We start from the raw sequence: 25,356 nt of genomic DNA, 5'->3' as shown, positions 1-25,356 counted from the left end.
AACGGGAATGTTTGAGCGTTTGCCTTCCTCACCCAATTTGGGTAAAACCTGCGCAACATTTTGCCAACCCTGGCCTGGTTTCGCTTCTCAGGGCTTGCCGCCACCGTGCCGCAGGCCTTTTTTGCAGCCTGACGGCAAACCTTCCAGCAACTGAATGGTTTGGCAGTTGGAATTAAAACAACAAAATAAACAGAGAGATAAGGAAAGAGTATGGCTTGTCATATGCGCATCCCGCTGGCCCTGCTGGTGGGCGGTCTCGCCTGTCACGGCGCCGCCGGTCAGGAGGCCGTCCAGCAACTGGAACCCATGGTGGTGGTCGCCAGTCGCCCCGCCAGCACCCTGGAGGTGACCCTGGATCCCAAAAAACCGGGCTCCCCCATGCCGGCGGCCGATGGCGCCGGTTACCTCAAGAACGTCACCGGCATGAGCATGGTGCGCAAGGGGGGCCTGGGTGGCGATCCCGTGCTGCGGGGGATGGGCATGTCCCGCCTCAACGTGCAGATGGATGGCGGCATGCTGGCCGGCGGCTGCGGCGGCCGGATGGATCCGCCCACCGCCTACGTCTTTCCTCAATCTTTTGACCGGATCCGGGTGCTGAAGGGGCCACAATCCCTCGAGCAGGGAGCGACCCTGGCGGGGACCGTGCTGTTCGAGCGGGACAGACCCGAATTCACCGCCCCCGGCGTCAAGGCCGAGGCGTCGGCGCTCTATGGCAGCTTCGGGCGCGACGACCAGATGCTGGATGCCACCGTGGGGGCGCCGCAGGGCTATCTGCGCGGCCAGTTCACCCACTCCGACAGCGATGACTACCGTGACGGCCACGGCGACAAGGTGCGCTCCTTCTACCGACGCGAGAACGGCACCGCCCAGCTTGGCTGGACGCCCAGCGAGCACACCTGGCTCGAACTCACCGCCGAGCGCAGCAACGCCCGCGCCGCCTATGCGGATCGCACCATGGACGGCCCCATGTTTGACCGCGAATCCTTCGGCCTCAAGCTCAGGCAGGAGCAGATCACCACCCACTGGCAGCGCAGCGAGCTGACCCTGTGGGACAACGACATCGACCACATCATGGACAACTTCAGCCTGCGGCCGAACAGCGGCATGAAGATGCTCTCCAACCCGGATCGGCGCAACACCGGCGGGCGCTGGGCCAACGACATCGCCCTGCCGGCCGACTGGCTGCTGACCGCCGGGTTCGATGCCAACCGGGATCAGCACAGGGCCCGCAGCGGGGTGGATTACGCCAGCCAGCCGCGCCAGCGCACCCTGCGTTTCGAACAGCAGGGGGGCTTTGCCGAGCTGGGCCGTCAGCAGGGGGCCCACAGCTACAAGGGGGGCTACCGGCAGGACAGGGTCGAGACCACCCGTTACGGCGCGGGGGATCAGACCCTCTACAGCGATACCCTGACCCTGGACAGCGGCTTTGGCCGCTATGAATACCAGTGGTCGCCGGCCTGGTCGAGCTACCTGGCCTGGGGTCAGGCCAAGCGTGCGCCGGACTACTGGGAGCGCAGCAAGGACAGCGTGCCCTTCACCCTCAACCCCGAGCGCAGCCGCCAGTGGGATGCGGGGCTGGCCCTGCGCAGCCGAGATCTGGACCTGACCCTCTCCCTGTTCAGCGCCGACATTCAGGACTACCTGCTCTATAACAACAAGTCGAACAAGGTGCGCAACATCGATGCCCAGACCCGCGGCGGCGAGCTGGAGGGGCGCTGGCAGTTCGCCGAACAGTGGCGCCTCGATGGCGGCCTGGCGGTGGTCTACGGTGAAAACCGCAGCGACAACAAGCCGCTGGCCCAGATGCCGCCCCTCGATGGCAAGCTGGCGCTGGGTTGGCAGCCGGCCGAGGCGTGGAACCTGACCCTGCTGGGCCGCGCCGTGGCCGCCCAGGATCGGGTGGATGTGGGCGCCGGCACCGTGGCTGGCCAGGATCAGGGGGAGACCCCGGGCTTCTTCACCATGAACCTGAGTGCCGCCTGGCAGTTCCACCCGGGCTGGCAGCTGTCGGCCGGGGTGGACAACCTGTTCGACACCTTCTACTACGAGCACCTCTCCAAGTCGGTGCACGCCAGTCAGGCCGGGCTGGGCTACGAGCAGGTAGGGCGCATCCCGGAGCCGGGCCGTGCTTACTGGCTCTCCCTCAGCTATCGCTTCGCCTCGGCTGGCGTGCTCTGAGCAGGGATTGGGTAACCGGCTGAATCGGGTAACGTTTTCAGTCACAGACCCGTGCGGGCTGGGCCGCTATCATGGCTCCAGTGCGGCGCTTTGGGCGTCGATACCACCACAGCGGGAACATAACAATGAAACAAGGAACGTTGCGTCGTGGCGGCCTCATCGGGGCCGCCCTGTTACTGACGGCTTGCGGCAGCGGAGGCGGGAGCGGCTCCAGCAAGCCCCAGCCCCCGGTCACCAACCCGCCGCCGGCCACCGCCAGCCGTGCCTGCTACGGCAATGATCAGCCGGCCTGCAACCTGCGCACCTATCAGGTGATGGTGGAGTCCTTCGTCGACGGCGACGGCAGCGCCAACTACGGCGTCGGCTACGGCCCCTCCCAGCACAACGGCGATCTGCAGGGGGTCATCGACAGCCTGGATCACATCAAGAGCCTCAACGTCAACGCCATCTGGCTGACCCCGGTGTTCGACTCCTGCGCCGGCCAGGGCGGTGACGACAAGCTGGATGCCACCGGCTACTTCGCCTGCGACTTCTTCAACGTGGACCCCAACTTCGGCAGCAACGCCCAGCTTAAAAAATTGGTGGACGGGGCGCATCAGCGCGGTCTCTACGTCTTCCTCGACGGGGTGTTCGGCCACGTGGGCAAGGTGGGGGTGAGCAAGCCCTCCCCCGAGGGGCGCCTGCCCGCCCTCAAGAGTGGTGGCGCCGGCTACCCGGGCCAGCTGGTGGATTACAGCCAGCCCGAGAGCATGGCCTACTTCAAGGAGGTGGCCCGCTACTGGGTCGAGCAGTACGGCATCGACGGCTGGCGCCTCGATCAGGCCTATCAGCTCGATCTTGACGACTGGCGCGCCATTCGCAGCGAGGTGGAGCGGGCCAGCGCGGCGCGCAAGGCCGCCGGCCAGCAGTGGGGCACCCTCGGCTATATGGTCGGGGAAGTGTGGAAAGGGGCCGACGAGATCCGCGCCCAGGCGTATGGGCCGAGCGACAACCCGGCGCTCTCCTCGGCGTTCGACTTCCCGCTGCGCTACGGCCTGGTGCAGGCACTGGCGGTGGAGGAGTCCGGCAAGGGCGGGCAGGGGGCCAGCGTGCTCGACGCCAGCTGGAACAAGGTGGAGAACTACCCGGACCACGCCATGCCCAACCTGATGCTGGGCAACCACGATCTGGTGCGCTTCGGCGATCTGCTGGAGCGCGGCAACTTCAATCCGGCGGACTACTGGCAGCGCCACAAGGCGGCCTTCAGCTTCCTGGCGGCCCGCTCCGGCCCCATCACCCTCTACTACGGCGAGGAGTTTGGCGACGAGGTGCCTGGCTTTGCCAAGCAGGTGGGCGGCGACTGCGCGGCCCAGGGGCTCTGTGACGATCACGTGGCCCGCAGCGATGGCAAGGTGCCCGGTGTCACCGGTTTCGTGCCGAGCAGCGAGCAGAGCGAGCTGAAACAGTGGCTCAGCCAGCTGCTGGCCCTGCGCGCCGCCCACCCCGCCCTCTATCAGGGGGAGCGGGTCAAGCTGGTGGCCGAGGGGAGCGTTTATGGTGACATCAAGCAGACGGCGGCAGAGCAAGTAGTCTACCTGCTCAACGTATCCACCACGCCCCAGAGCTATGCGGTGCCGGCCAGCAAGCTGCGCAGCGGCAGCGCCCTGGTGGATCTGCAGAGCGGCGAGCGCCTGGCCATCGGCGGCAGCAGCGTGACGGTGGACTTGCCGCCGCTGAGCGGCCGCTTCCTGCTGGTGCGCTGAGGCTGGTAAACAACAAGGGCTTCGTGATGGAGCCCTTGTTCATTGGGACGTTACTTCTCGATGCCGCTGCCGAGCTCGTCCTGATGGGGATCGGCCCGGCCGTTGCCATTGCCGTGCCGCCAGCTCTCCAGCCGGTTGTGTACCCCGCGGCGCAGGCCTTTGAAGCTGGTCTCCAGGTAGTCCACCCCCACCAGGATGGAGAGGGTGACGCCGGTGAGCAGCAGCGCCTGGTGCAGCATCTGCATGCCGATGAGGGCGCCGAGGGCCGCCAGCATCCAGACGGTGGCGGCGGAGGTGACCCCCAGTACCTGGCCATCCCGGGTCATCATCACCCCGGCGCCGAGAAAGCCGATGCCGGTGATGAGCTGGCCCAGTACCCGCGCCTGATCGGCGCTCTGGGGGCTGACGGCGGCACCGATGGCAAGAAAACAGTAGGTGCCGAGGATGATGAGCGAGGAGGTGCGGATGCCGACCGGCTTGCCGCGCAGCTGCCGCTCCAGCCCCACCAGGGTGCCGCACACCAGACAGACCAGGATGTTCTCCCAGCCAAGGGGCGCTATGTCCCACCAATCAGTCGTCATCATATCCACCTCTGCTCTCGATGCTTGTTATCCGGCCGCGCTCTGCCCCCGGTTTTCCAGCCGCTGGCGGAAGGCCCGGGCGAGGCGCTCGTAGAGGTCCTTTGCCTCTCTGTCCTCAATATCGCCACGTATCCAGGGATTGTCGATGATTTCCAGCAGCACGCAGTCACGCCCCTGCTGGCGCAGATCGACCCCGAACAGGCCGTTGCCGAGCTGATGGACGGCGCGGCGGGCGGTCTGCAACACCCGCTCCGGCACCTCGTTGAGCGGCAGTGCCTCGATGCGGCTCATGTCGAGGGGGTGTTTGCGGCGGCGGATGCGGTTGCCGGGTTCGGGCCGGAAGCGGCGGCAGGCAAACAGCGGCGAGCCGTCGAGAAAGCCGATGCGCCAGTCAAACTCGGCGGGGATCCGGCTCTGCACCAGCAGCAGGGCGGAGCGGCCCAATCCCTCATCCAGCAGGCGGGCCAGCTGCTGCTCGTCGCTGGCCATGGCCAGATCGCGCCCCTGCGCCCCGTCGGGCACCTTCACCATCAGCGGCAGGCCGAGCCGCTGCACCAGCTCGTCCACGTGGTGGCGGCCGCGGCGGGTCACCACCATGGTGGGGGGCATGGGCACGCCGCTGCGCACCATCAGCTCGTAGAGGTAGAGCTTGTTGCTGCAGGCGAGGATGGCGCGGGAGCTGTCGATCACCGGCATCTTGAGCTGCTCGGCGCGGCGGGCAAATTCGAAGGTGTAGTGGCCGACCGCCGTCTCGGAGCGCAGCCAGAGGGTGTCGAACTCCGGCAGCCGCTCGATGGCGGACGGCGCCAGGATCTCGGCCCGGATCCCCTGGGCCGCGGCCGCCTTGATGAAGCGCTCCAGCGCCAGCGCATCGCTGCTGGCACGACCGTCGTTGGGGTCGACCAGGATGGCGAGCTGGTAGAGCGGCGCCGCCTGCTCCTCGTCACCTGTACCTACCAGCGCCTGGGCGTGGTGCAGCATCAACTCTTTCTCGCTTGGGCTCAGCTCCAGCGGCGACAGGCTCTGCTGCTGGCGCACCGACCAGCCGTGACGGCCGCGCTTGAGGGTCAGCTCCTGCAGCGGCAGCTGGCTGAGGCCGTAGTAGTAGCGGGCCAGGCCGGCCAGCTCGCTCTGTTCGCACTGGCCGAAGATGGCGCGCACCCGGATCCGATCCTCGCTCTGCTGGGCCAGCCAGCCCTGCAGCTTGCGCCACAGCTTGGCCGGCGGCTGCTGGGGTTGCAGCTGGCTGATGGCCTGCAGGCCCGGCAGGCAGTGATGACCGCGGGCCTGGGCCAGCAGCGAGCAGTAGTAGCCGGCGCCGAGGTGCTCCAGATTGCGGCAGAGGTTGATGATGCGGGGGCGGCCGCCGGTGGTGGGCACCCCGTGTTGCAGGTAGGTGCGGGCGGTCAGCAGATAATCGGCATGGCAAGGCCAGTCGCCCAGCTCTTCGACGATGACGTAGGTACTCATTTTTTCGGCTCCACAGATGAAACTGCCTTAAGCGGCAGGATCCCCAGTGGGCTTCGATGCACCGACAAGCACGACAATGGCGCGAGGGGAAACAAGAGGTTACAGTGCCTAATATGCCGCCTTGGTAACTTGTGATACAAGTCGCATTTTTGGTGATGAAGATAAATAACCGAACAAGGATTCCCTGTGTTGACCGTGCGCGCGGCCCGGACCGATGATCTGGGCGCCATCGTTAAGCTGGAACGCTACTGTTTTCCCCCCGAAGTCGCCTTTGGCCGCAGCCGCTGGCACTATCTGCTGACCCAGGCCAAGGGGCGTACCCTGCTGGTGCTGGACCAGCAGGAGCAGCTGATGGGCTACCTCTGTTTGCTGGAGCACAGGGGCTGGGATCGGCTGATCATCCAGACCCTCGCCATCCGCTGGACCATCCGCCGCCAGGGCTGGGCCCGCCGCCTGCTGGAGCAGGTGATCCGGGAGGGCAAAGAGGCAGGCTGGGGGGCGATCCGGCTGGAGGTGGGCGATGCCAATGAAGAGGCGCAGGCGCTCTACCGCGGGCTGGGTTTTCGGCCAAGGCAGAAGCTGCTGGATTATTATGGCCACGGTCAGCATGCCCACCGGCTGGTGCTGGCGCTGAAGCAGGCCTGAGTGAAGGGAGAGAGGGGATGAGCTGCGACAACTGCCTCGCCACTGCCATCAGGGCCAAGCTGGGGCGCTGCCCGGTCTGCGCCGGCCAGACCTTCGCCATCGGCCTGGTCGGCTGGCTGGTCTGGTGGTGGTGTGGCGCCGACACCTCGGTCAACGCCCTCACCGGCCTGCTGTTCGCGCTGGGGGGCTCGGGCCTGTTCCTGCTCCACCTGCTGGTGTTCATCTGGCGCAGGGCGAGCGGGAGTGAATTGAGCGATGAATAGATCAGATTGATTTCAAACAGATAAATAACAATAGCGCTGTAGAAATGGAGGTTCAGATGATTGCAATGGTAACGGGCGCCTCGTCCGGGTTTGGTGAATCCATCAGCCGTCAGCTGGTGCAGGCGGGCTACAAGGTGATCGGCACCGGCCGCCGCGGCGAACGGCTGGCCGCCCTGGCCGACGAGCTGGGCGCCCAGTTCCTGCCGCTGGTGTTCGACGTGCAGGACAAGGCGGCCACCCGCGCCGCCATCGACGGGCTGCCGGCCGAGTGGCGCGAGGTGGATCTGCTGGTCAACAACGCCGGGCTGGCGCTGGGGCTGGAGCCGGCCCACAAGGCAGACCTTGAGGACTGGGAGCAGATGATCGCCACCAATATCAGCGGCCTGACCCTGCTCACCCGCCTGCTGCTGCCGGGCATGGTCGAACGCAATCGCGGTCACGTCATCAACATCGGCTCCATCGCCGGCACCTACCCCTATCCGGGCGGCAACGTCTACGGCGCCACCAAGGCGTTCGTGAAGCAGTTCAGCCTCAACCTGCGCGCCGATCTGGCGGGCACCGCCATCCGCGTCACCAACGTGGAGCCTGGCCTGTGCGGCGGCACCGAGTTCTCCAACGTGCGCTTCCACGGTGACGACGCCAAGGCGGCCACCGTCTATCAGGGCGTGCAGGCGATCCAGCCGGAAGACATCGCCAATACCGTGCTCTGGATCAGCCAGCAGCCGGCCCACGTCAACATCAACAGCATCGAGATCATGCCGGTGGCGCAGACCTTCGGCCCGCTCCATATCAGCCGTCGCTGATGGCTGCTGCGGATGAAACAAGAGAGGCTCCCCTGGGAGCCTCTCTGTTTTGGGGCCTGTTTACAGGCTCATGATCTTCTTGAACTCCTCCGGCGAATACTTCTGCTCGGTGCGCTTGGTGAGATCCGTCATCAGCTTGTAGCGCAACTCTTTGGCCATCTGATAGCTCTTCTCCAGCTGGCTATAGGAGTAGTCGGATGCCAGCCCGATGGCGGTGGCCTTGTCGCCGGCATAGGCCTGCTTCAGGCTCTGGTCGAGCAGGGCCACCTCCTTGTAGAGCTTGCTGCTCTCCTTGCTCCAGACGCCGCGCAGCAGCGGCAGGTATTTGTCCGGATCGGCGCTGGCCAGCGCGGTCAGGCTGCGGAACTGCCAGTAGGCGGAATCATCGGAGTAGCTGTCGCTGCCGGAGCGATAGGGCAGGGGATAGGACTCCAGGGTGTTGTAGAGCGGCACCATCACGGATTCGGCCAGCACGCCGTAGCTCTGCCAGATCAATCCCTGCAGCTCTTTGGGCATCTCCTTGCGCAGCTGGATGACGTGGGATTCGAGCTGGCGATCGATGCGGATCGGCCGCTCTGCCTTGCCCGCCAGCGGCGTGCCCTCATAGGTGGCGCTCAGCAGTTTGGCGACGTCCGGCACGGCGATGGGGGCATCCGGCTTCATGAAGAGCGGATATTGCGCCTGGCGGGTTGGCTGCTTGTGAGAGGCCGTCAGCATCTTCTGGCCGAGCCACTCCCGATCCACGTTGTAGGGGTCGGCAATCACCCCGAATGCCTTGGCGAAGTTGAACTCTTTCGGGTCGGCGTTATCCAGCAGTTTGTGCTCGCGTACAAACTCCAGCAGTCTGGGCGAGTGCAGCACGTCGGCGCCGTCGAGATTGACGCCGTGGATGCGCAGGCCGTTGGCCACCATGGCGTAGCTGTCGTCCGGCACCCGCACCGCGATCCAGTGGTGGCCGGAGCCGATCTCCATCAGCCAGGCCTCGTTCACATCCGCCAGATAGAGGCTGTTGCCCTCACCGGCGCCATATTGCTCCACATAGCGGCCGAGCAGCTCGACCCCCTCTTTGGCCGTCCTGGCCTGCGGCAGGATCAGGGTCGGGATGATGGCCTCGATGACCCCCTTCTCAATCAGTGGATCGGCCTTCTGGGCCTTGTCGTTGACCTCGGCGCTGGTGGTGGCCGAGATGGCGACGTTGGCCTCGTTGATGCCGCGCTCCTCGTAATACTTGCCATCCGGGTCGCTGCCGGCGGCATCCCAGTCACGGATGGCGGAGTAGGCCAAGAAGGCCTTTGGCATCGGCACTTCCAGCCCGTTACCCAGTTTCCAGATTGTGCCCTCGTTTTGCTGCGCGGGCCGGAAGGCCAGGTACTTGTTCCAGTTGTTGACGCCAAAATCCTCGTTTCTGGCGATCATCACGCTGCCATCGGCACTGGCGCCCTTGCCGACGATGAGGCCGGTACAGGCGTCGGCACTGGTGCCAAGCAGGGTGAGCAGGGTGGCGGATAGAAGACTCAAGGTGTGTTTTTTCATGGTTATGCCCGAAAGGTTGCGGTGGATGCGCGTCAGGGGGCGGGAGAAGCTGCCGGGAGTGACCGGACTGGGTCGGGGATCCGACGGTAGACAGGTCTGCATCTGGTTGATTTCGCAAACATATCATCCATAACGCTGCTTGCTTGCCCGATGGTGCGCCAAAATTGTATGCCTCGCTGGTTGTTTGTTTTGTGATCGACAAGGCGTTCCTGCTGTTTATGTGGCGAGGAGTTTTATAGGCAGTTGTATGTGTCGGAAATCGGGAGGAAAGCAGCGGATGGGTCATGATTCTGACGCCACATCAGGTCCGTGACCGGCTGCGGGCTCGCCACGGTGGGGATCTCGCCCAGCCTGACAAGTTGGCCTGCAACTTGCTGGTTTTATTGCCAATGATGGGGCCAGGCGCCTCATACCATCGAATCAGCGACCTCGTCATGCCGGTTTGGCATGCAGACTGGAGCCCCCATGGATATCAAACCCTACAGCCAGCAGCTTGCCCAGAGCGCCTCCAACAATCGCGCCCTCGCGACCCTCAGCAGCGCCGACAGCGGTCAGGGTGGCGGCGGCTGGGAAGATCTGGTCAACCTCTCCTCCCAGCGGATAACCGGCCAGGCCCAGCAGGCGCTGACCTATGAACACCTGGCCAAGAACAGCAAGCTGCCGCCGGCGCTCGACATGAGCTCCGACAAGGGGGGCGTGCTGCAGCAGCTGGTGGACAAGGCGCTCGGCTTTGATCGCAAGCAGTTCAACGAGATAGAAGAGAAGCTCAAGGCGATTGCCGACAACAAGCAGCTGAGCGCCGAGGAGCGGGCGGAGCAGAGCAAACCGTTGAACGAACAAAGGGACGCCATGCTGCAAGACGCCATGGACCGCCTCACCGGCAAGAAGAGCAGCAAGGAAGAGAGCAAGAGCGCCTGAGCAGCGGAATGACTCGAACGGCAATCCATGGTCAGCGGGGGCAAGCCTTTGCCCCCGCTGACCACAGTGAATGATCTGCCCTGCCGGCAACCCGCATCCGCGGTGCAATGTGAGGGCGGGTCTGCGTTCTTTGACCTGTGGGGGCCACAGGCGCACAATCCCTCTGCATGCATTCAACCGAGGGCTTTGCCGTGTACAACTTCCAATATGCCAACCCCACCCGCGTCTGTTTCGGTGAAGGCCAGATCGCCAAACTGCCCGAACTGATCCCGGCCGGCAGCCGCCTGCTGGTGCTCTACGGCGGCGGCAGCATCAAGCAGAACGGGGTCTATGACCAGCTGACCCAGGCGCTGGCAGGCCGGGAGTGGCTGGAATTTCCCGGCATCGGCGCCAACCCCCAGTACGATCAGCTGATGGAGGCGGTGGATCTGGTCAAGCGCGAGCGCATCGACTTCCTGCTGGCGGTGGGTGGCGGCTCAGTGGTGGACGGCAGCAAGTTCGTGGCCGCCGCGGCCCGCTTCGAGGGGGACGATCCCTGGGAGATCCTGCTGCACAAGGCCCCCATCAAGGCGGCGCTGCCGCTCGGCTGCGTGCTGACCCTGCCGGCCACCGGCTCGGAGAGCAACCCGGCCGCCGTGGTGAGCCGGGGGGAGGCGAAGCTCTCCTTCATGAACCCGTTGGTGCAGCCGGTGTTTGCGGTGCTGGATCCCACCACCACCTACAGCCTGCCGCCGCGCCAGGTGGGCAACGGGGTGGTGGATGCCTTCGTCCATATCCTCGAGCAGTACCTCACCTTCCCGGTGGGGGGCGAGGTGCAGGACCGGCTGGCGGAAGGCCTGCTGCAGGTGCTGGTGGACAACGGCCCGCGGGCGCTGGCGGAGCCCACCAACTACCAGGTGCGCGCCAACCTGATGTGGGCGGCCAGCCTGGCCCTCAACGGCCTCATCGGCCGCGGTGTGCCGCAGGACTGGTCCACCCACGCCATCGGTCACCAGCTCACCGCCCTGCACGGGCTGGATCATGCCCAGAGCCTGGCGGTGGTGCTGCCCTCCCTGCTGCGCGAACAAGCGGCCCAGAAGCAGGAGAAGCTGGCCCAGTTCGCCGAACGGGTGTGGCACTCCAGCCGCGAGGACAAGGCGCTGCGCATCGAGGAGGCGATCATCCGCACCGAGCAGTTCTTCCAGCAGATGGGGGTGGGTACCCGTCTCGCCGACTATGGCCTGGATGCGCGCTGCATCCCGGGGATCTGCTCCAACCTCAAGCTGTTCGGCCTGACCGCCCTCGGGGAGCAGCAGGACATAGATCCGGACAAGGTGGCGCGGATCCTCTCTCACGCCCTCTAGGCCTGAGGCCCTTGGCCAAGGGGCGATCCGGACAACAAGTGCAGCCAGGATCCTCTCCCACGCTCTCTGATCACCGGCTGGTCAACGGAAAAGAAAACGCCCCGATCATCGGGGCGTTTTGCATGGTGGCGCCGGGCGCTTATTCGGCGCTGCGGTCCAGCTCTCGCTCCAGCGCCGCCGCCTTCTGGCGGGCCGGATGAGTGTTGAGCCGCTGCCAGTAAGCCTGCAGGTGCGGGAACTGAGCCAGCTGGCCGCTCTGGGCCAGCAGATCCACCAGGAAGGAGTTCAGGATGTCGGCGCCGGTGAGGCGATCGGCCACCAGATAGCGGCGGCTTGCCAGCACCTCGTTGAGATAACCCAGCACCTTGGCGCACTCGGCTTTGGCGTAGTCCGGCAGGAAGCGCATCGGGCTGCCGTCCTTGCGCACGAACATGTCGAGCAGCAGCGGCAGAATGCCCGAGCTCTCGGCGAAGTGGAGCCACTGCAGGTACTCGGCATAGTCCGGGCTGTCAGCGGCAGGTGCCAGCCGGTCCGGGGCGTGGCGGGCGATCAGGTATTCGGTGATGGCACCGGATTCTGCCAGTACCCGGCCGTCAAACTCGATGACCGGCGACTTGCCGAGGGGGTGGACGGCCTTGAGCTCGGGCGGTGCCAGAAAAGTGGCGGCATCGCGCTGGTAGGCCTTGATCTCATAGGGCAGGCCCAGCTCTTCGAGCAGCCAGATGATGCGCTGGGAGCGGGATTTGTTCAGGTGGTGCAGGACTATCATGGATACCTCGACGCAGTGACAAGAAGCGGTAGTACGCAGCGGCGCGGCGACGGGTTCACCGCTGCAGCTAAAAAAAAGCGGGCTGATGCCCGCTCCCGCACCGTTTGCGTCAGGCCTCCAGCGCCTGATCCAGATCCGCCAGTATGTCCTCGATGGCCTCGATCCCTACCGACAGCCGGATCATCTCAGGTTTCACCCCGGCCTTGGTCTGCTCCTCTTCGCTGAGCTGGCGATGGGTGGTGGAGGCGGGGTGGCAGGCCAGCGACTTGGCGTCGCCGATGTTGACCAGCCGCTTGAAGATCTTGAGCGCATCGTAGAAGCGCACCCCCGCCTCGTAGCCCTCTTTCAGGCCGAACGAGAGGATGGCGGAGGGGCGGCCGGCCATGTACTTCTCCGCCAGCAGGTAGTGGGGGTGACCCGGCAGCCCGGCGTAGCTGACCCAGGCCACCTTGGGGTGGTGCTTGAGGTGGTGGGCCACCTGCAGGGCGTTGTCCACGTGGCGCTCCATGCGCAGGCTCAGGGTCTCCAGCCCCTGCAGCAGCAGGAAGGCGTTCATGGGGGCCAGCGCCGCGCCGGTATTGCGCAGCGGCACGGTGCGCACCCGCCCGATGAAGGCGGCCGGGCCGAAGGCCTCGGTGTAGACCACCCCGTGGTAGGAGGGCTCGGGCTGGGTCAATTGGGGGAAGCGCTCGGCGTGATCCGCCCAGGGGAACTTGCCCGAGTCGACCACCACGCCCCCCAGCGAGTTGCCGTGGCCGCCGACATATTTGGTCAGGCTGTGCACCACGATGTCGGCGCCGTGCTCGATAGGTTTGCACAGCACCGGGGTGGCGACCGTGTTGTCGACGATGAGCGGCACGCCGCGGGCGTGGGCCACCTTGGCCAGGGCGGCTATGTCCACTATGTTGCCGGCCGGGTTGCCGATGCTCTCGCAGTAGACCGCCTTGGTCTTGTCGTCGATGAGGGCGGCGATGGCCTCGGCGCTGTCATCCTTGGCGAAGCGCACCTCGACCCCGAAGCTTGGCAGCATGTGGGCGAACAAGGTGTAGGTACCGCCATAGAGCTGGGGGGTGGAGACGATATTGTCACCGGCGGCGGTCAGCGCCTGGATGGCGTAGGTGATGGCGGCGGAACCGGCCGAGACCACCAGCGCGGCTATGCCCCCCTCCAGCGCGGCCATTCGCTGCTCCAGCACATCGTTGGTGGGGTTCATGATGCGGGTGTAGATGTTGCCAGGCACCGCCAGATTGAACAGATCCGCCCCGTGCTGGGCGCTCTCGAACTCGTAGGCCACCGTCTGGTAGATGGGCACGGCAACGGCCTTGGTGGTGGGGTCGTTGGCAAAGCCGTGGTGCAGGGCCAGGGTCGCATCTTTCATCACACACTCCTTGTTGGATGTTGCTGGATAGCAGTCATAGATGGATAGACGTCCAATTTATCAGGCCCTTGGCCGATGTAAACCATCAGATCCGGCAAACCAATCTCGTCGGGGCGTGAGGGAGGCCGGCTCAGAGGCGGCGGCGATACTCCTTGTCGTCGATCTGGTGCATGTCCCACTGCATCAGACGGTTGAGCTGGCTCATGGGATCCTCGATCAGCGGCAGCGGGCGGGGCAGGATCCGCTTGAAGTAACGGCGCAGGATCTGCTGGATCCGGTTCGGTTTGATGGGGTTGGCGTGGCTCATGATGGTGCTCCTGTGCTGTGGTTCTCACGTTCGCCAGCAGTATTGAGCTAAAATGCGGAAGTAAAAACTGATGACTTTCAGAGCAAGGATTTCCTCTTTTATGCCCACCAGCCGCCTCTACCAGCAATTCCAACGGCTCGCCCAGCAGCTCGGCTGCGACGAGCGGGAAATCAGCCTCGCCGAGGTAGCGGATCTGCTCTGCTGCACCCCGCGCAACGCCCGCCTGCTGCTGCGCCGCATGCAGGAGCAGGGCTGGCTCGGCTGGTCTGCCGAGGCCGGGCGGGGGCGGCGCTCCCGCCTCACCCTGCTGGACAACCAGGAGAGCCTGACCCGGCGCCGACTGCGGGAGCTGCTGAGCCAGGGCCAGCTGGCTCAGGCGGTGCGGCTGGCGGAAGATCGCCTCGATCTGCTCACCCCGCTGCTGATCGAACAGCTCGGGCAGGCCACCCGGGCAGGGCGCCAGATCCTGCGGGTGCCCTACTACCGGCCCTTGCCCCAGCTGCTGCCCACCGGGCCGCTGCGCCGATCCGAAATCCACCTGAGCCGGCAGATCTTCAACGGCCTGACCCGGCGAAATGAGGAAAATGGGGAAATCGAGGGGGATCTGGCCCACCACTGGGAGTGCCTCGGCCCCTGTCACTGGCGCTTCTACCTGAGGCCGGCGGTGCGCTTTCACCACGGCCGCGCCCTGACGGTGGAGGACGTGACGGAGAGCCTGCAGAGCCTGCGGGATCGTCCGCTGTTCGCCCATCTGGCGCGGCTGGAGAGCCCCTGGCCGCGCACCCTGGATCTGTACCTCGACAGCCCGGATCCCCTGCTGCCCCACCTGCTGGCGGAGCCGGTGGCCGTCATCCTGCCGCGCGAGCTCAAGGGGGAGGCGGGCTTTGCCCTGCAGCCGGTGGGCACCGGCCCCTATCGGGTGACCGCCAACGATCCCATGCACCTGTGCCTGGAGGCATTCGACGACTACTTCGGTCTGCGCGCCCTGCTCGACGAGATCGACATCTGGATGCTGCCGGAGCTGGCGGAGCGGCTGGAGAGCCACCTGCAACTGGGGCGTGACAGCCCGGAGCTCGGCACCATGCGTGGCGAGTCCGAGCTCGAATCCGGCTGCTACTTCCTGCTGCAGGATGAGCGCTCCGGCGCCCTGCAGGATCCCGCCCTGCGCCAGTGGCTGGCCGGCCTGCTCAACCCCATCGCCCTGATGGCGCGGGTCGCCCCCGAACTGCAGCGGGGCTGGACCAGTGCGCTGGGTCTCTTGCCCCACTGGCGGGAGGCGCAGCCGGTCCCGTTGCCGGCGCCGGCCGGGCGGCCGCGTCAGCTGGTGCTGGCCTGCTTCAACCAGCACCTGGAGTTCAACGAGTGTGCCAACGCCATGAGCAGCCTGCTGGCCGAGCAGGGCATCGCACTCGAGGTACGCACTCTGGATTACGGCCGCTGGGTGAGCGGGGCGGACGAGGACGTGGATCTCTGGCTTGGCACCCTCAACCTGGAGCACGAACACGCCTTCGCCCCCTACGCCTGGCTGCAGGGGACCCCGCTGCTGCGCAAGGTGTGGGGCGGCCAGCATGGCCTGTGGCAGGGGCTGACGCAGTGGCGTGCCAGCGGCGAGGAGCCGGGGCCGCGGGCGCTGCTGGCCAGCGTGCAGCGGCAGGGCTGGTTCGTGCCGCTGTTTCACCACTGGCTGGAGCTGGAGAGCCGGGTCGGCGTGCACGGGGTGCGGATGACGGCGCTCGGCTGGTTCGATTTTCGCAGCGCCTGGCTGCGCCCGGAGCTGGCCGTCGGTGCCGGGGAGGAGATGGGGGAGCTTGAGTCCAGAGGCGGGCCGCGTTAGCCTGAGCGCGGTCCAACGACAAGGAGTCGATATCCATGCTGGAAATGCAGATCCAACCCCGTTTTCAAGAGACAGATGCCCTCGGCCACATCAACAACACGGTGCCGGCGGTCTGGTTCGAGTCGGCCCGCGACCCGCTGTTTCGCATCTTCTCCCCCGAGCTGGATGTGCACAACTGGCATCTGATCATCGCGGGCTACACGGTGCAGTTCAAACGGGAGCTGTTCTACGGCCAGCAGGTATTGATCAAAACCGGGGTCCGCCGCATCGGCTCCAGCTCCTTCACGCTCTGGCAGGAAGCCTGGCAGGAGGGCGAACTGGCGGTGACCGCCGAAACCACCCTGATCCATTTTGACTACCAGTCCCGCCAGTCCATCCCCCTGGGCGATCGCCACCGGGAGGAGCTGCGGGTCTGGCTGATAGAAAGCTAACCTTGGCCCTTCGGCCAATCACAGGACACTTATGCGCAATACCGTGATCGCCCTGAGCCTCGGCCTGGGACTGGGGCTTTGCTCCCTGCCTTCGATGGCGGCCTCCCTCGCCGAACAGTTCTCCCTGATGGAAAAGGGGGCCGAGAGCGCCCTCGATACCCGTCTGTTCAGCCACGACGGCATAGACATCAAGGCTTGGGTGGATGGCGCTCCCGTCATCATCGCCGTGCCCATCATGAATGAGCAGGGCAAGCAGGAAGGGGAGAGCCGTTACTACTTCAAGGGCGGCAAGTTGTTCGGGGTGAAGGAGCCCGCCGCCCAGTTCGCCTTTGACGACGGCGGCAAGCTGACCCGGTGGCTGGACGAGAAGGGACAGCCCGCCGAGTTCGTCAGCAAGATGAGCATGCAGCAGCGGGAAGTCTGGCTCACCAAACGGGCGGCCGAGCTGGGTCAGCTGTTTGCGCCGAGCGCCGCCGAACAGAAGGCGGTCAAGGGGGGCGTCAAGCTCAAGGGGGCGGAGCTCGCCCACTGGCTCTGCAACGGCAAGCTGATGGCGCTGGCAGGTGGCGACAAGGTGACCTTCGAGCAGGCCAAGCTCAAGACCCGCGCCGAGGGCATCGAGGGGGAAGTCTCCCTGCGCCGTGACAAGGGGTGGCAGGATCTGAGCCTCAAGTGCGAGGTGCAGGGACCCCAGGTGACCCGCCTCACCTGGCAGCCGCTGCCGGGGGCCAACAAGCCGCAGTAAGCGCGGCAGTATCAAGCAAGGGGCCCAGATGTGGGCCCCTTTTTATTCTGGTTATTGTGGCGGTCACTCGCCCAGCCTGAGCCGGGTGAGGGCTTCCACCCGTCGCCACTGGCCGGGCTCGAACCAGCGCGCCAGGATCTCCGGTTGCTGTTCGGCCCGCCGCTCGGCGGGCAGGGGCTTGATCTCGGCCAGATAGCCGGCCAGCTGCTGCTCGAACCCCTGCTGGCTTTCTGTCAGCTGGTGCAGCCGGTCCGCCGCCTCCGGCCCCAGCTGCTCGCGCACTACGGCATCACGCTCGGCCGCCGGCAGCCGCTCCAGACTCTGCAGGTCGCCGAGCAGGCGGCTGTTGGCCTCCGCCTCCCGAAACCACTGGGGCTGCTCCGCCAGCCAGAGTTCGAGCTCGCTCGCCAGCAGCGGCTTGTCGGTATCGCTGGCCTCCGCCAGCGCCTTGCGGCGCAGGGTCCACTGCTCCATCAACCGATCCTCGGCAAACAGCTGCTCCTGTTCAGCCGGGGTGAAGCTCTGCTGGCGCAACTGCTCGCGCTCGTCGAACAGCACCTGCAGGCTGGCCAGGCCCGGATCGGTCGGCACCGTCAGGCTGCTTTCGGCGGCAAGAAAGGCCTCATAGCGAGCCTGCAGCGAGTGCTCAGCGGACGAAGAGGCGGCCTGCCGGGCGAGGGGGGAGGCCGGCTCGGCCTCTTGCGCCAAGGGGGCGGCCGAGTCGGGGCGCGGGGCGGGCCACAGCTGCCAACCCCCCAGCAGCAGGGCCGCTCCCAGCAAAGCGGCCATCAACCAGGCCTTGTTCATAACCCCAGTCTCTGCAGGCGGTTGGCGTGCTGGCGATAGAGGCCGACCGGGTCGGTTTCGAACAGGTGACGAATGCCAAACGACTGGTTCACCTCGTCTAGATGGTTCATCCGGTAGTCGGTGCCGATCACCTTGCCGAGGTGGCTGCTGCACACCCCGACCAGGCCGTCGTTGGGCTCCTTGAAGAAGCTGCCGGTCAGCGCCAGCGCCGGATCCACCGGATCCAGGATGTTGGTCATGGTGCCGCGTCCGCTCCAGGAGAAGTAGTAGACCCCGTTGGCAGCCTGCATGGGCCCTTCGCCGCAATACTGGCTGGGTAGCCCTTCCGGATAGCGCTGGTTGAAGCGCTGGGCACCGGCGCTGGTGAGGGCGTCGAGGGCGGCGAGGGGATCCTGCGGCAGCTGGCTGCCCCCGGAGAGCAGCGAGATGACTCCGGACAGGGCCGAGGCGGCGGCCACCGCCAGCTTCTCGGCCACCGAGCCCGGTGCCACGTTGGCGCGCACCAGATCGGCGATCTCCGAGCCGTAATTGACCCCACCCACGCTGGTGGCGGAGGCGACCAGTTCGGGAGCGACCGAGGCGACGTAGCGAATGGTGGGGCCGCCGTGGGAGTGGCCGATGAGGTTCACCTTCTCCGCCCCGGTGATGGCGAGCACCTGCTGCACCTGTTTGAGCAGCTGCTCACCGCGCAGTTCCGAGCTCTGGGTGGCGGAGATCTGGGCCACGTAGACCCTGGCGCCATCCCGGGTCAGGGCCTGGGGAATGCCGTAGAAGTAGTCGACACCGAGCAGCTTGTCGAAACCGAACAGACCGTGCACCAGCACTATGGGGTAGCGGGTCTGGGTATAACCTGCCGCCTGGCCCAGCATGGGCAGGGCGCACAACAGCACCAATAGCCATTTTTTCATCTTGTCCATCCTTGTGAAGAGAGACTGCCGCAGCGGCAGCCACCGGCATCATGCCGATACCGACCAGCATGGCGGAACGGGACGTTTGCATCTGTGCAAATGATCACCAAACAGACAGATTCAAAAAAGCCCTACCCATATGGGCAGGGCTGTTGGCTGTGCCGGCACAACTATCCCTTGTGTTCGCCTCTCACATAAGTTAAATAATAATTATTATCATTTGTGGTGTTGGAGCCTATGTCGGCAAGCTGGGTAAGAGGTTGGGTAGGGACGGGGGAGAGCGACAGCAGCATGGTGCACTGGAAGGTGCAGACCATGAGCGGCAACCGCCATTTCGATGCCGGTGAGCACGCCAAGGCGCTCTCCTGCTATCAGCAGGCGCTGTGGCTGGCCCGCCAGCAGTTTGCCGACTGGCACGATGTGGACGAGGCGGTGGCCGCGCTGGTGGTGGCCCACCACAACCTGGCGGATCTGCTGGTGGCGATGGCGCTGCCGGAGCGGGCCGCCGACCTGCTGTGTCACATCCACGACTGCCTGCTCGCCACCAGCCAGTCCCCCGCCAGCTCCGCTGCCCTGCGGGATGCCGCCCTGCGCCACACCCGCAGCACCCATACCGAATTGCTCGCCTTCGTGCGCAAGCACGGCAGCCACGACGGCATCCGCCGCTGCCTCGGCCAGTGTCTGTGCCAGACCGAGCCAGCCCCGCAACTGCATTAATCACAATAAACAGAGGTGACCATGAGCCATACCCTGCCTGCCCTTGCCTATGCCTACGATGCACTGGAACCCCACATCGACGCGCTGACCATGGAGATCCATCACAGTCGCCATCACCAGACCTACATCAACAACCTCAATGCGGCGCTGTCCGATCACCCCGAACTGGCAGCGTTGCCGGTGGAGGAGCTGCTTGCCCGCTTCGACAGCCTGCCTGTCCAGGTACAGGGGGCGGTGCGCAATCACGGCGGTGGTCACGCCAACCACAGCCTGTTCTGGCGGGTGATGAGCCCGCAGGGCGGCGGCGAGCCGACCGGTGAGCTGGCTGCGGCGATCCAGCGGGATCTGGGCGGACTGGAGGCCTTCAAACAGGCCTTTACCCAGGCCGCCCTGAGCCGTTTTGGCAGCGGCTGGGCCTGGCTGGTGGTCGATGGCAGCGGCAAGCTGCAGGTAGTGAGCAGCGCCAACCAGGACAGCCCCCTGCAGGATGGGCTGGTACCCATTTTGGGGCTGGATGTGTGGGAGCACGCCTACTACCTCAAGTACCAGAACAAGCGCCCCGACTACATAGCCGCGTTTTACAAGGTGATCGACTGGAACGAGGTGGCGCGGCGTTACGTGGCGGCGCTGGCCTGATCGCCGGAAATACCAAGCCCAATGAAAGAGACCCGCCTGATGGCGGGTCTCTTTTATTAGGGGGTCTGCACGCTGCCGGTTGGCGGCGCCGCGCTGGTGGCCTGGGCACTGCTGGTTGGCGTTGCTGCACTGGTGATGGCTGGTTTGTCCGCAGTGGTGACTTCGCTCGGCACGGCGGCGCTGGTGGCCAAGGCACCGCTGGTTGCGCCCGCCGCACTGGTGGCAGTTGCAGCACTCACCATCGCTGCCGGCTTGGCCTTCGGCTGATGAGAGGGCGGCTTGATGGGCAGGCAGGGCTGGCTCGCCCCTATGGTGCTCAACGCCTGGCAGGGAACCGGGCCGCCGATGACGATGGGCTCGCCGAGGAACTTGGGCCCCTTGTCCAGCACGTAGAGGTCGAGCAGCCCCATCAGGCGGGCGAACACCTCGCGTACCCGGGTCTTGATGCCCTGATAGGCGCTGGGATCCACGGCGTTGAAGCCGACCGCCTCGATACCGAAATGGCGGGCGATGAAGATGGCGCGCTCGTTGTGAAAGGCCTGCGAGACCACGGTGAAGTGGGCCTGGCCGAACACCTCCTTGGCCCGGACGATGGAATCCAGAGTCCGAAAACCGGCATAGTCGCTATAGATGGCGCTGGCCGGAATGCCGGCCTGGATCAGGGCCCGCCGCATCTGGCGCGGTTCGTTGTACTGCACGGTGGCGTTGTCGCCGGAGACCAGGATGTAGTCCACCTTGCCGTTGTTGTAGAGCTCGGCGGCGGCCTTGATCCGGTATTTGAAGTAGTGGTTCGGGCTGCCGCCAATCAGGTATTTGGAGGTGCCGAGCACCAGGGCGACCCGGTTGTAGGGCACCGCATTGACGTCGTCATAGGTGTAGTGACGGGCGTCCGAGACGGTCCACTCGCTGTAGCCAAGCAGGGCGGCGGCAGAGGCCAGCAACAGGCAGAGGCAGGCGAGCAGGATCTTGGCAAACTTCTTCATGCGCGGTGCGGTTCGGGTCTGAAGTAAGAGATGACAGGGGGTCATTCTATTACAAGTTGCCGCCGCGCGTCAGGCTTGATGACCGCAGATGGCGTCACTCGGGCAGAGGTTGTCGCATGGCGGGAGTGGCTAACTGATTGATCCTGTGCTGCTTATCATCCTCCAATAAAAAGGGCGGCCATGGCCGCCCTTGGGTATTGATGCCAGCGCTTCAGTGGGAAGAGTCGTTGGCCTTGCACTCGTCGGAGTCCTTGTTGGCTTCCCACCAGGGCAGCAGCTCGCGGCCGAGCCACTGCTGGTAGGCCTCGCTGTCATTGGCAATCAGCTGGTCCAGCTCGGCTTCGAAGGCGCTCATCGCCTGCTGCTGATCCGGGTTGCGCAGGGCCTGGGCCATGGCCAGCCAGCTGGCGCCGCGACCGGTCTCGTTCAGGAAGCGATGCACCGTGTAGGACCAGGAGTAGACCATCTCGCCACCCTTGTCGTAATCCAGGTGCAGGATGTCGGCCAGGGCAGGACGATCCCCTGCCGGGCGGCCGGCGACGTTGTCCAGACCGCGGGCGAAGCACTGGCCGTGGGCGATGAATTCCGCCAGCCCTTCCGACCACCAGGTGGTGCGGTTGAGCGGGTAGTGGCCGAAGCTGCCGTACTGGTTGAAGCGGCCGTCCAGGTAGTGCACGTACTCGTGGCGCAGGTTCCACACCTGGAACGCAGGACGCTTCCACTCCGCCTCGTAGGCGAAGAAGCGGGCCTGGTTGCCGGGGCGAGCCGGATCTCCCTCAATGTAGATACCGCCGTTGTCGGTGGAAACGCCGCCAAACAGGGCGCTGCCGTAGCGTTTCCAGTCGGCGGAGGAGTCGAAGATCACCAGCTCCAGTGCCTCGTTGTGATCGTCCGCCACCGGCTGCCAGCCGGTTTCCATCTGCTGATGGAACTGCTGCTCTTCGGCGCCCAGTTCACGGCAGATCCCCTCGGCCTGATCCATGGTCAGATCCTGGGCCCGCAGGCGCAGGGTCGGCGAGCAGGTGTGCTCGAACGGCAGCACGTCCTCCACCCGGATCGGGGTGCAGAGCCCGGCAAAGTCACCGCTGATGCAGGCTTCGCTGGTGCGGTCCGTGTAGGTCAGGTAGTAGGTGGAGAGGGTCAGCGACATGTCTTCCAGCAGATCCTGGCTCTGCTGACCACCGGGGATCAGGTCGTGGTGGCGAACGAGGGCGATGACGGAGTCATCCAGCAGCCTGCGGTAGCCGTCGAGCTCGTCCGGGCGGGTATAGCGGGCGACCCGGTAGAGGCGGGTGTAGGCATCCAGCACGTTGTTGAGCAAGAACAGATCGGCGCCATCCCGCCCTTTCCACAACGCGAGCTCGCTCATGCCGAGGGCGTGCAGCTGCTTGCGCAGCTCGCCATCCTGCGCTCGGAAGTCGTTGGCGAAGGGATCACTGTAGTCGCTGGCGAAGTCGAGGAAGTTGAGCAGATCGAACAGGCCGGTCGCCCAGGCGTGCTGGCCGTTGATCTCGCTGGCATGGCGGGTGCTGTAGGCCAGCATCTGGTTGAACTCACCGAGCAGGGTGCCAAAGCGGCTCTGCACTGCCGGGCTCTTGAACTGGCCGTGCAGGGCGATGCTCCAGGCACCGATCACGGAGCCCACCTCATCGGTGGCTTGCTCCGGGAAGAGCAGCGGATGGGCACCGAGCGCGGTCAGCGCCTCGGCCAGCGCCTCGGCGGCGGCCGGGCCGTCTTCCTTGTGCTTGCCGTAGTTGTGGTAGTTGTGGGCACGCACGTATTCCAGCAGCAGCTTCATGGCCGGATGGGCCGGCTGATTGGCCGCCAACAGGCTCTGGATGCCGCGGGACACGGCCAGCAGCTTGGCATCGTCGTGACCATAGTTCTCCTGCCAGACAGGGGCGGGCTGGCCACTGGCATCCTGCACTATCCTGGCCGCTTCGGCGTCCAGCAGATCGGTATCGGGCAGATCCGGCTCGGAGCAGGCGCGGCCGTCGGCACGGCGGCAGTCGAGCTGCTCCTCCTTGCTGGCCAGCATGATGGGGCGATTGAGCACCCGGCTCTCCTGCCATTCGGTTGTTTCCGGCAGGGTCTGCCATTCGCTGCCCCCCACCGGGTATTGATAGCCGGTGTCCTTCAACACCACCTGCACCTCGCTGCCGGCGGGCAGGGTCTGGCGGCACACCCGATAGCTGATGGTCTTGTCCCCTTCCTGACGGGTCTGGGGTTCATCGCACTCCTGCTGGGTCTTGGCCTGTTCCAGCAACCAGGTGTACTGGCGCCAGACGTGCAGCTCGCTCACCTGACGGGCGGCCTGGCTGCCCGCAACCGGCTGCAGGCGGAAGAAGATCTGCTCGAGGCGGCCATCCCGCTCGTTGGGGGTCTCCTCCAGTACCTTCAACTGCTGCCAGTTTTGCGGCTGGTACTGCCATGCCTGCTCGGCGCAGCGCCCTTCGGCGTTGAGCTCGCAGCGATCCAGCTCCTGCTCGCTGTGACCCAGGATGACCCGTTCCGCCAGCGGCAGACGATCCTGACGCGGCGCGGTCGGGGTACCTGCCAGGGGCTCCCAGCGGCCCTGCCTCATGCCGTAGCCAAAGTCATAGCTGCTGGCCGGGACGGCCTTGCCGGCCGGCACCACCTCTTCACAGCTGAGGTAGCGGATCTGCCAGCCCTGCTCGATCTTGAGCTGGGGTTCGCCGCACTGCTGTTCTGCCAGTGCGGCCAGGTTGGCTTCGCTCCAGTCGAAGCGACGATACACCCTCAGCTGTTGATAGGGGGCGTCGGTGCTGCGGGCGCTCAGCTCGTAGGTCACTTCGGTGAGCTGATCCCCCAGCTGACGGCTGGATTCACCTTTGAGTTGATACTGTTGCCAGTCGGAGGGGGAGTAGTTGGCCAGCGCCGAAGTGGCAAGCAGGCCCGGTGCTGCCAGCAGCAGCAACCTGGTACCCAGATTGTTCATTTTTATCCCTTTGCTTGATTGTCTGCGTGATTGACGCGTGCAATCTATTCAGCTCCAAAAGGATATCAACCCACCAATCAGGCCATATAAATCATTTATTTAGATTGAATCAAAACAAAGTGAGCCCCATTGGGGGCCTGGTTGATAGCAAGGACTCATCTGCCATCTGGGGGGGATCTCAGTCTGAGGCTGGCAACTGTGATCAAAGTCTCGTTTGAGATGTGCTGGTCATGCGGCGTCGCGACAATGCGAAGCCGGCTAACACGCAGAAAAAGTGCTGACTTGCCTGGGCAGAACGTTGGGGAATGTAGTGAAGAGAGACCTGGTGGTGCTCGGTATGAATGCAGGGAAATAGGAGGGGAAGTGAAGATAGTGGCGAACGGGCGTTATCAGCCGCTGCCTGAGCATGGCAGTGGGTGCTCACCCTTCACGGTGCGAGCAGAGCCGCCCGAGGCAATGAACAACCTCGGGCGGGTGATGGAAGTGACGGGCTCAGAGGTAGCTGACGGTCACTATGGCCATGTTGCTGCTGCCGGCAGACAGCTTGTACTGCATGGTGCTGCTGATGGTATTGAGGCTACCGGCTTGCTGCAGGCTGGCCAGATCCATGGTCTGACGCTGGGTGCCCGAGTAGCAGGTCACGCTGTTGTCGGCGAAGTCACAGGGGGCTTCGTAGATGGTACCGGTGAAGGTGACGCTGCCATCGTAGGCGGAGGCAGTAGCTGGCAACAAAGCGGCACCCAGCAGCATGGCTGCGGCGGCAGAAGAGGCAAAACGGATGGCGCTGTTGCGAACGGAAGCGGTGGAAGTGTTCATTTTTATGTCCTTTTCGTCACATGTCGTTGTACGAAAAGGGCAACGCAATCAAAGAGAATGACACAGATACAGCTGATGACATCGCTCTTCTCAGATGGCAGCTCCGCTGTCTTAGGTTATGAACCCTTAGACCGGTGGCTTTGCGTCCCGACCTTTCGATCGGTTTGCCCTTTACTCTATGTCTAGATGATAACATCGCACTTTGAGAAATCAATCACCATAAAAAAGTGTGAGGTATCGGTCACAAATAGTTTTTTATTCTCCGCGGTTCAGGATAAACGGCTGGTTTTCCTTAATGTTTTTTTGAATGAATATCCTGAAAAATTCATTCTTATCTCCCTTGCCATTATGGATAACGGGCGAGCTCAGTATTTTTATGTCGATCACAAACATAGTTCAGCATGACCTTGGGAGTGAACAGGGGGATAATAAAAGGAAGCTTGTTGGTGTTTCCCTTCACAAGTGGAACCTGGTTAGAATGATTACCTGATTACCTGATTACCTGATTACCTGATTACCTGATTACCTGATTACCTGATTACCTGATTACCTGATTACCTGATTACCTGATTACCTGATTACCTGATTAC

23 protein-coding genes and 1 riboswitch are annotated in these 25,356 nt (G+C 64.6%); of the genes, 12 read left to right on the top strand and 11 right to left on the bottom strand.

The genetic code is table 11. From position 1 onward, the window contains the following. The first annotated feature begins 210 nt into the window (after positions 1–210). Together ACB031_RS17335 and ACB031_RS17330 are read left to right on the top strand one after the other, a co-directional pair. Entirely contained in the window at positions 211–2,178 is a 1,968-nt protein-coding gene (locus ACB031_RS17335) for a TonB-dependent copper receptor (protein WP_371139964.1), read from the top strand. A gap of 125 nt (positions 2,179–2,303) precedes the next feature. After that, positions 2,304–3,920 (top strand): alpha-amylase family glycosyl hydrolase, encoded by a 1,617-nt coding sequence (locus ACB031_RS17330; RefSeq protein WP_371139963.1) that lies wholly within the window; start codon positions 2,304–2,306, stop codon positions 3,918–3,920. 50 nt (positions 3,921–3,970) lie between these two features. On the opposite strand, the gene ACB031_RS17325 is transcribed toward ACB031_RS17330, so the two are convergent. Together ACB031_RS17325 and ACB031_RS17320 are read right to left on the bottom strand one after the other, a co-directional pair. Continuing rightward, positions 3,971–4,504: an MgtC/SapB family protein gene (locus tag ACB031_RS17325; RefSeq protein WP_005308304.1), complete on the bottom strand. Its 534-nt coding sequence runs from the start codon at positions 4,502–4,504 to the stop codon at positions 3,971–3,973. Between the two features lie 24 nt (positions 4,505–4,528). Then, positions 4,529–5,971, bottom strand: a complete 1,443-nt coding sequence (locus ACB031_RS17320) for a RimK family protein (RefSeq protein WP_371139962.1) — start codon at positions 5,969–5,971, stop codon at positions 4,529–4,531. A 186-nt stretch (positions 5,972–6,157) separates the two neighbouring features. On the opposite strand from ACB031_RS17320, the gene ACB031_RS17315 reads away from it, so the two are divergent. The 3 genes from ACB031_RS17315 to ACB031_RS17305 are packed head-to-tail and all read left to right on the top strand — an operon-like array spanning position 6,158 to position 7,682. Continuing rightward, complete coding sequence (locus ACB031_RS17315; RefSeq protein WP_043170979.1) at positions 6,158–6,616, top strand: GNAT family N-acetyltransferase; 459 nt, start codon at positions 6,158–6,160, stop codon at positions 6,614–6,616. A gap of 17 nt (positions 6,617–6,633) precedes the next feature. Beyond that, positions 6,634–6,879: a DUF3624 domain-containing protein gene (locus ACB031_RS17310; RefSeq protein ID WP_216988753.1), complete on the top strand. Its 246-nt coding sequence runs from the start codon at positions 6,634–6,636 to the stop codon at positions 6,877–6,879. A 56-nt stretch (positions 6,880–6,935) separates the two neighbouring features. Next, the gene (locus ACB031_RS17305) at positions 6,936–7,682 is read left to right on the top strand and encodes an SDR family oxidoreductase (RefSeq protein WP_017783634.1); all 747 of its coding nucleotides are present in this window, start codon (positions 6,936–6,938) and stop codon (positions 7,680–7,682) included. Positions 7,683–7,742: 60 nt separating this feature from the next. Here the strand turns inward: ACB031_RS17305 and ACB031_RS17300 are convergent, their stop codons facing one another. Further along, the gene (locus ACB031_RS17300) at positions 7,743–9,215 is read right to left on the bottom strand and encodes a C69 family dipeptidase (protein WP_201885223.1); all 1,473 of its coding nucleotides are present in this window, start codon (positions 9,213–9,215) and stop codon (positions 7,743–7,745) included. Positions 9,216–9,680: 465 nt separating this feature from the next. Between ACB031_RS17300 and ACB031_RS17295 the strand changes: the two genes are divergently transcribed. Then, positions 9,681–10,133, top strand: a complete 453-nt coding sequence (locus ACB031_RS17295) for a hypothetical protein (RefSeq protein ID WP_005308316.1) — start codon at positions 9,681–9,683, stop codon at positions 10,131–10,133. Positions 10,134–10,300: 167 nt separating this feature from the next. Next, positions 10,301–11,476 carry an iron-containing alcohol dehydrogenase gene (locus ACB031_RS17290; protein WP_324043694.1) on the top strand — a complete coding sequence of 392 codons (1,176 nt, stop codon included), beginning with the start codon at positions 10,301–10,303 and terminating at the stop codon, positions 11,474–11,476. Between the two features lie 139 nt (positions 11,477–11,615). On the opposite strand, the gene ACB031_RS17285 is transcribed toward ACB031_RS17290, so the two are convergent. From ACB031_RS17285 to ACB031_RS17275, 3 genes are all read right to left on the bottom strand, one after another. Continuing rightward, positions 11,616–12,245, bottom strand: a complete 630-nt coding sequence (locus tag ACB031_RS17285) for a glutathione S-transferase family protein (RefSeq protein ID WP_162518696.1) — start codon at positions 12,243–12,245, stop codon at positions 11,616–11,618. 109 nt (positions 12,246–12,354) lie between these two features. Continuing rightward, positions 12,355–13,623 (bottom strand): O-acetylhomoserine aminocarboxypropyltransferase/cysteine synthase family protein, encoded by a 1,269-nt coding sequence (locus tag ACB031_RS17280; RefSeq protein WP_017781004.1) that lies wholly within the window; start codon positions 13,621–13,623, stop codon positions 12,355–12,357. 130 nt (positions 13,624–13,753) lie between these two features. After that, positions 13,754–13,930: a hypothetical protein gene (locus tag ACB031_RS17275; RefSeq protein ID WP_017764594.1), complete on the bottom strand. Its 177-nt coding sequence runs from the start codon at positions 13,928–13,930 to the stop codon at positions 13,754–13,756. A 100-nt stretch (positions 13,931–14,030) separates the two neighbouring features. Between ACB031_RS17275 and sgrR the strand changes: the two genes are divergently transcribed. Genes sgrR through ACB031_RS17260 form a run of 3 tightly spaced genes read left to right on the top strand, consistent with a single transcriptional unit; the run spans position 14,031 to position 16,940 of the window. Then, the gene (gene sgrR, locus ACB031_RS17270) at positions 14,031–15,764 is read left to right on the top strand and encodes an HTH-type transcriptional regulator SgrR (protein WP_371139961.1); all 1,734 of its coding nucleotides are present in this window, start codon (positions 14,031–14,033) and stop codon (positions 15,762–15,764) included. Positions 15,765–15,799: 35 nt separating this feature from the next. Beyond that, positions 15,800–16,195 carry a thioesterase family protein gene (locus ACB031_RS17265; RefSeq protein ID WP_010635278.1) on the top strand — a complete coding sequence of 132 codons (396 nt, stop codon included), beginning with the start codon at positions 15,800–15,802 and terminating at the stop codon, positions 16,193–16,195. A gap of 31 nt (positions 16,196–16,226) precedes the next feature. After that, complete coding sequence (locus ACB031_RS17260) at positions 16,227–16,940, top strand: hypothetical protein (RefSeq protein ID WP_371139960.1); 714 nt, start codon at positions 16,227–16,229, stop codon at positions 16,938–16,940. Between the two features lie 63 nt (positions 16,941–17,003). Here the strand turns inward: ACB031_RS17260 and ACB031_RS17255 are convergent, their stop codons facing one another. Both ACB031_RS17255 and ACB031_RS17250 read right to left on the bottom strand, forming a co-directional pair. Continuing rightward, positions 17,004–17,747 carry a lipase secretion chaperone gene (locus ACB031_RS17255; RefSeq protein ID WP_371139959.1) on the bottom strand — a complete coding sequence of 248 codons (744 nt, stop codon included), beginning with the start codon at positions 17,745–17,747 and terminating at the stop codon, positions 17,004–17,006. Continuing rightward, entirely contained in the window at positions 17,744–18,655 is a 912-nt protein-coding gene (locus ACB031_RS17250) for a lipase family alpha/beta hydrolase (protein ID WP_371139958.1), read from the bottom strand. Before ACB031_RS17250 ends, ACB031_RS17255 begins: the two co-directional genes overlap by 4 nt. Positions 18,656–18,946: 291 nt before the next feature. Between ACB031_RS17250 and ACB031_RS17245 the strand changes: the two genes are divergently transcribed. Both ACB031_RS17245 and ACB031_RS17240 read left to right on the top strand, forming a co-directional pair. Beyond that, positions 18,947–19,372: a hypothetical protein gene (locus tag ACB031_RS17245; RefSeq protein WP_371140017.1), complete on the top strand. Its 426-nt coding sequence runs from the start codon at positions 18,947–18,949 to the stop codon at positions 19,370–19,372. A gap of 21 nt (positions 19,373–19,393) precedes the next feature. Then, positions 19,394–20,008: a superoxide dismutase gene (locus ACB031_RS17240; protein WP_371139957.1), complete on the top strand. Its 615-nt coding sequence runs from the start codon at positions 19,394–19,396 to the stop codon at positions 20,006–20,008. Between the two features lie 56 nt (positions 20,009–20,064). On the opposite strand, the gene ACB031_RS17235 is transcribed toward ACB031_RS17240, so the two are convergent. From ACB031_RS17235 to ACB031_RS17225, 3 genes are all read right to left on the bottom strand, one after another. Continuing rightward, a complete protein-coding gene (locus tag ACB031_RS17235; protein ID WP_017787416.1) occupies positions 20,065–21,036 on the bottom strand; it encodes a vancomycin high temperature exclusion protein in 972 nt (323 codons plus the stop codon). 166 nt (positions 21,037–21,202) lie between these two features. Then, positions 21,203–23,950, bottom strand: a complete 2,748-nt coding sequence (locus ACB031_RS17230) for a collagenase (RefSeq protein ID WP_258120266.1) — start codon at positions 23,948–23,950, stop codon at positions 21,203–21,205. Positions 23,951–24,442: 492 nt separating this feature from the next. Further along, positions 24,443–24,766, bottom strand: coding sequence for a hypothetical protein (locus ACB031_RS17225; protein WP_005308345.1), 324 nt, complete (start codon positions 24,764–24,766; stop codon positions 24,443–24,445). A gap of 93 nt (positions 24,767–24,859) precedes the next feature. Beyond that, positions 24,860–24,945: riboswitch (cyclic di-GMP riboswitch) on the bottom strand. Positions 24,946–25,356: the final 411 nt, after the last annotated feature.

Source organism: Aeromonas sp. S8(2024) (assembly GCF_041403085.1).
Lineage (GTDB): Bacteria > Pseudomonadota > Gammaproteobacteria > Enterobacterales > Aeromonadaceae > Aeromonas > Aeromonas dhakensis.
The sequence above is the reverse complement of the archived record's forward strand: the minus strand, read 5'-3'. Positions and strand labels throughout refer to the sequence as shown.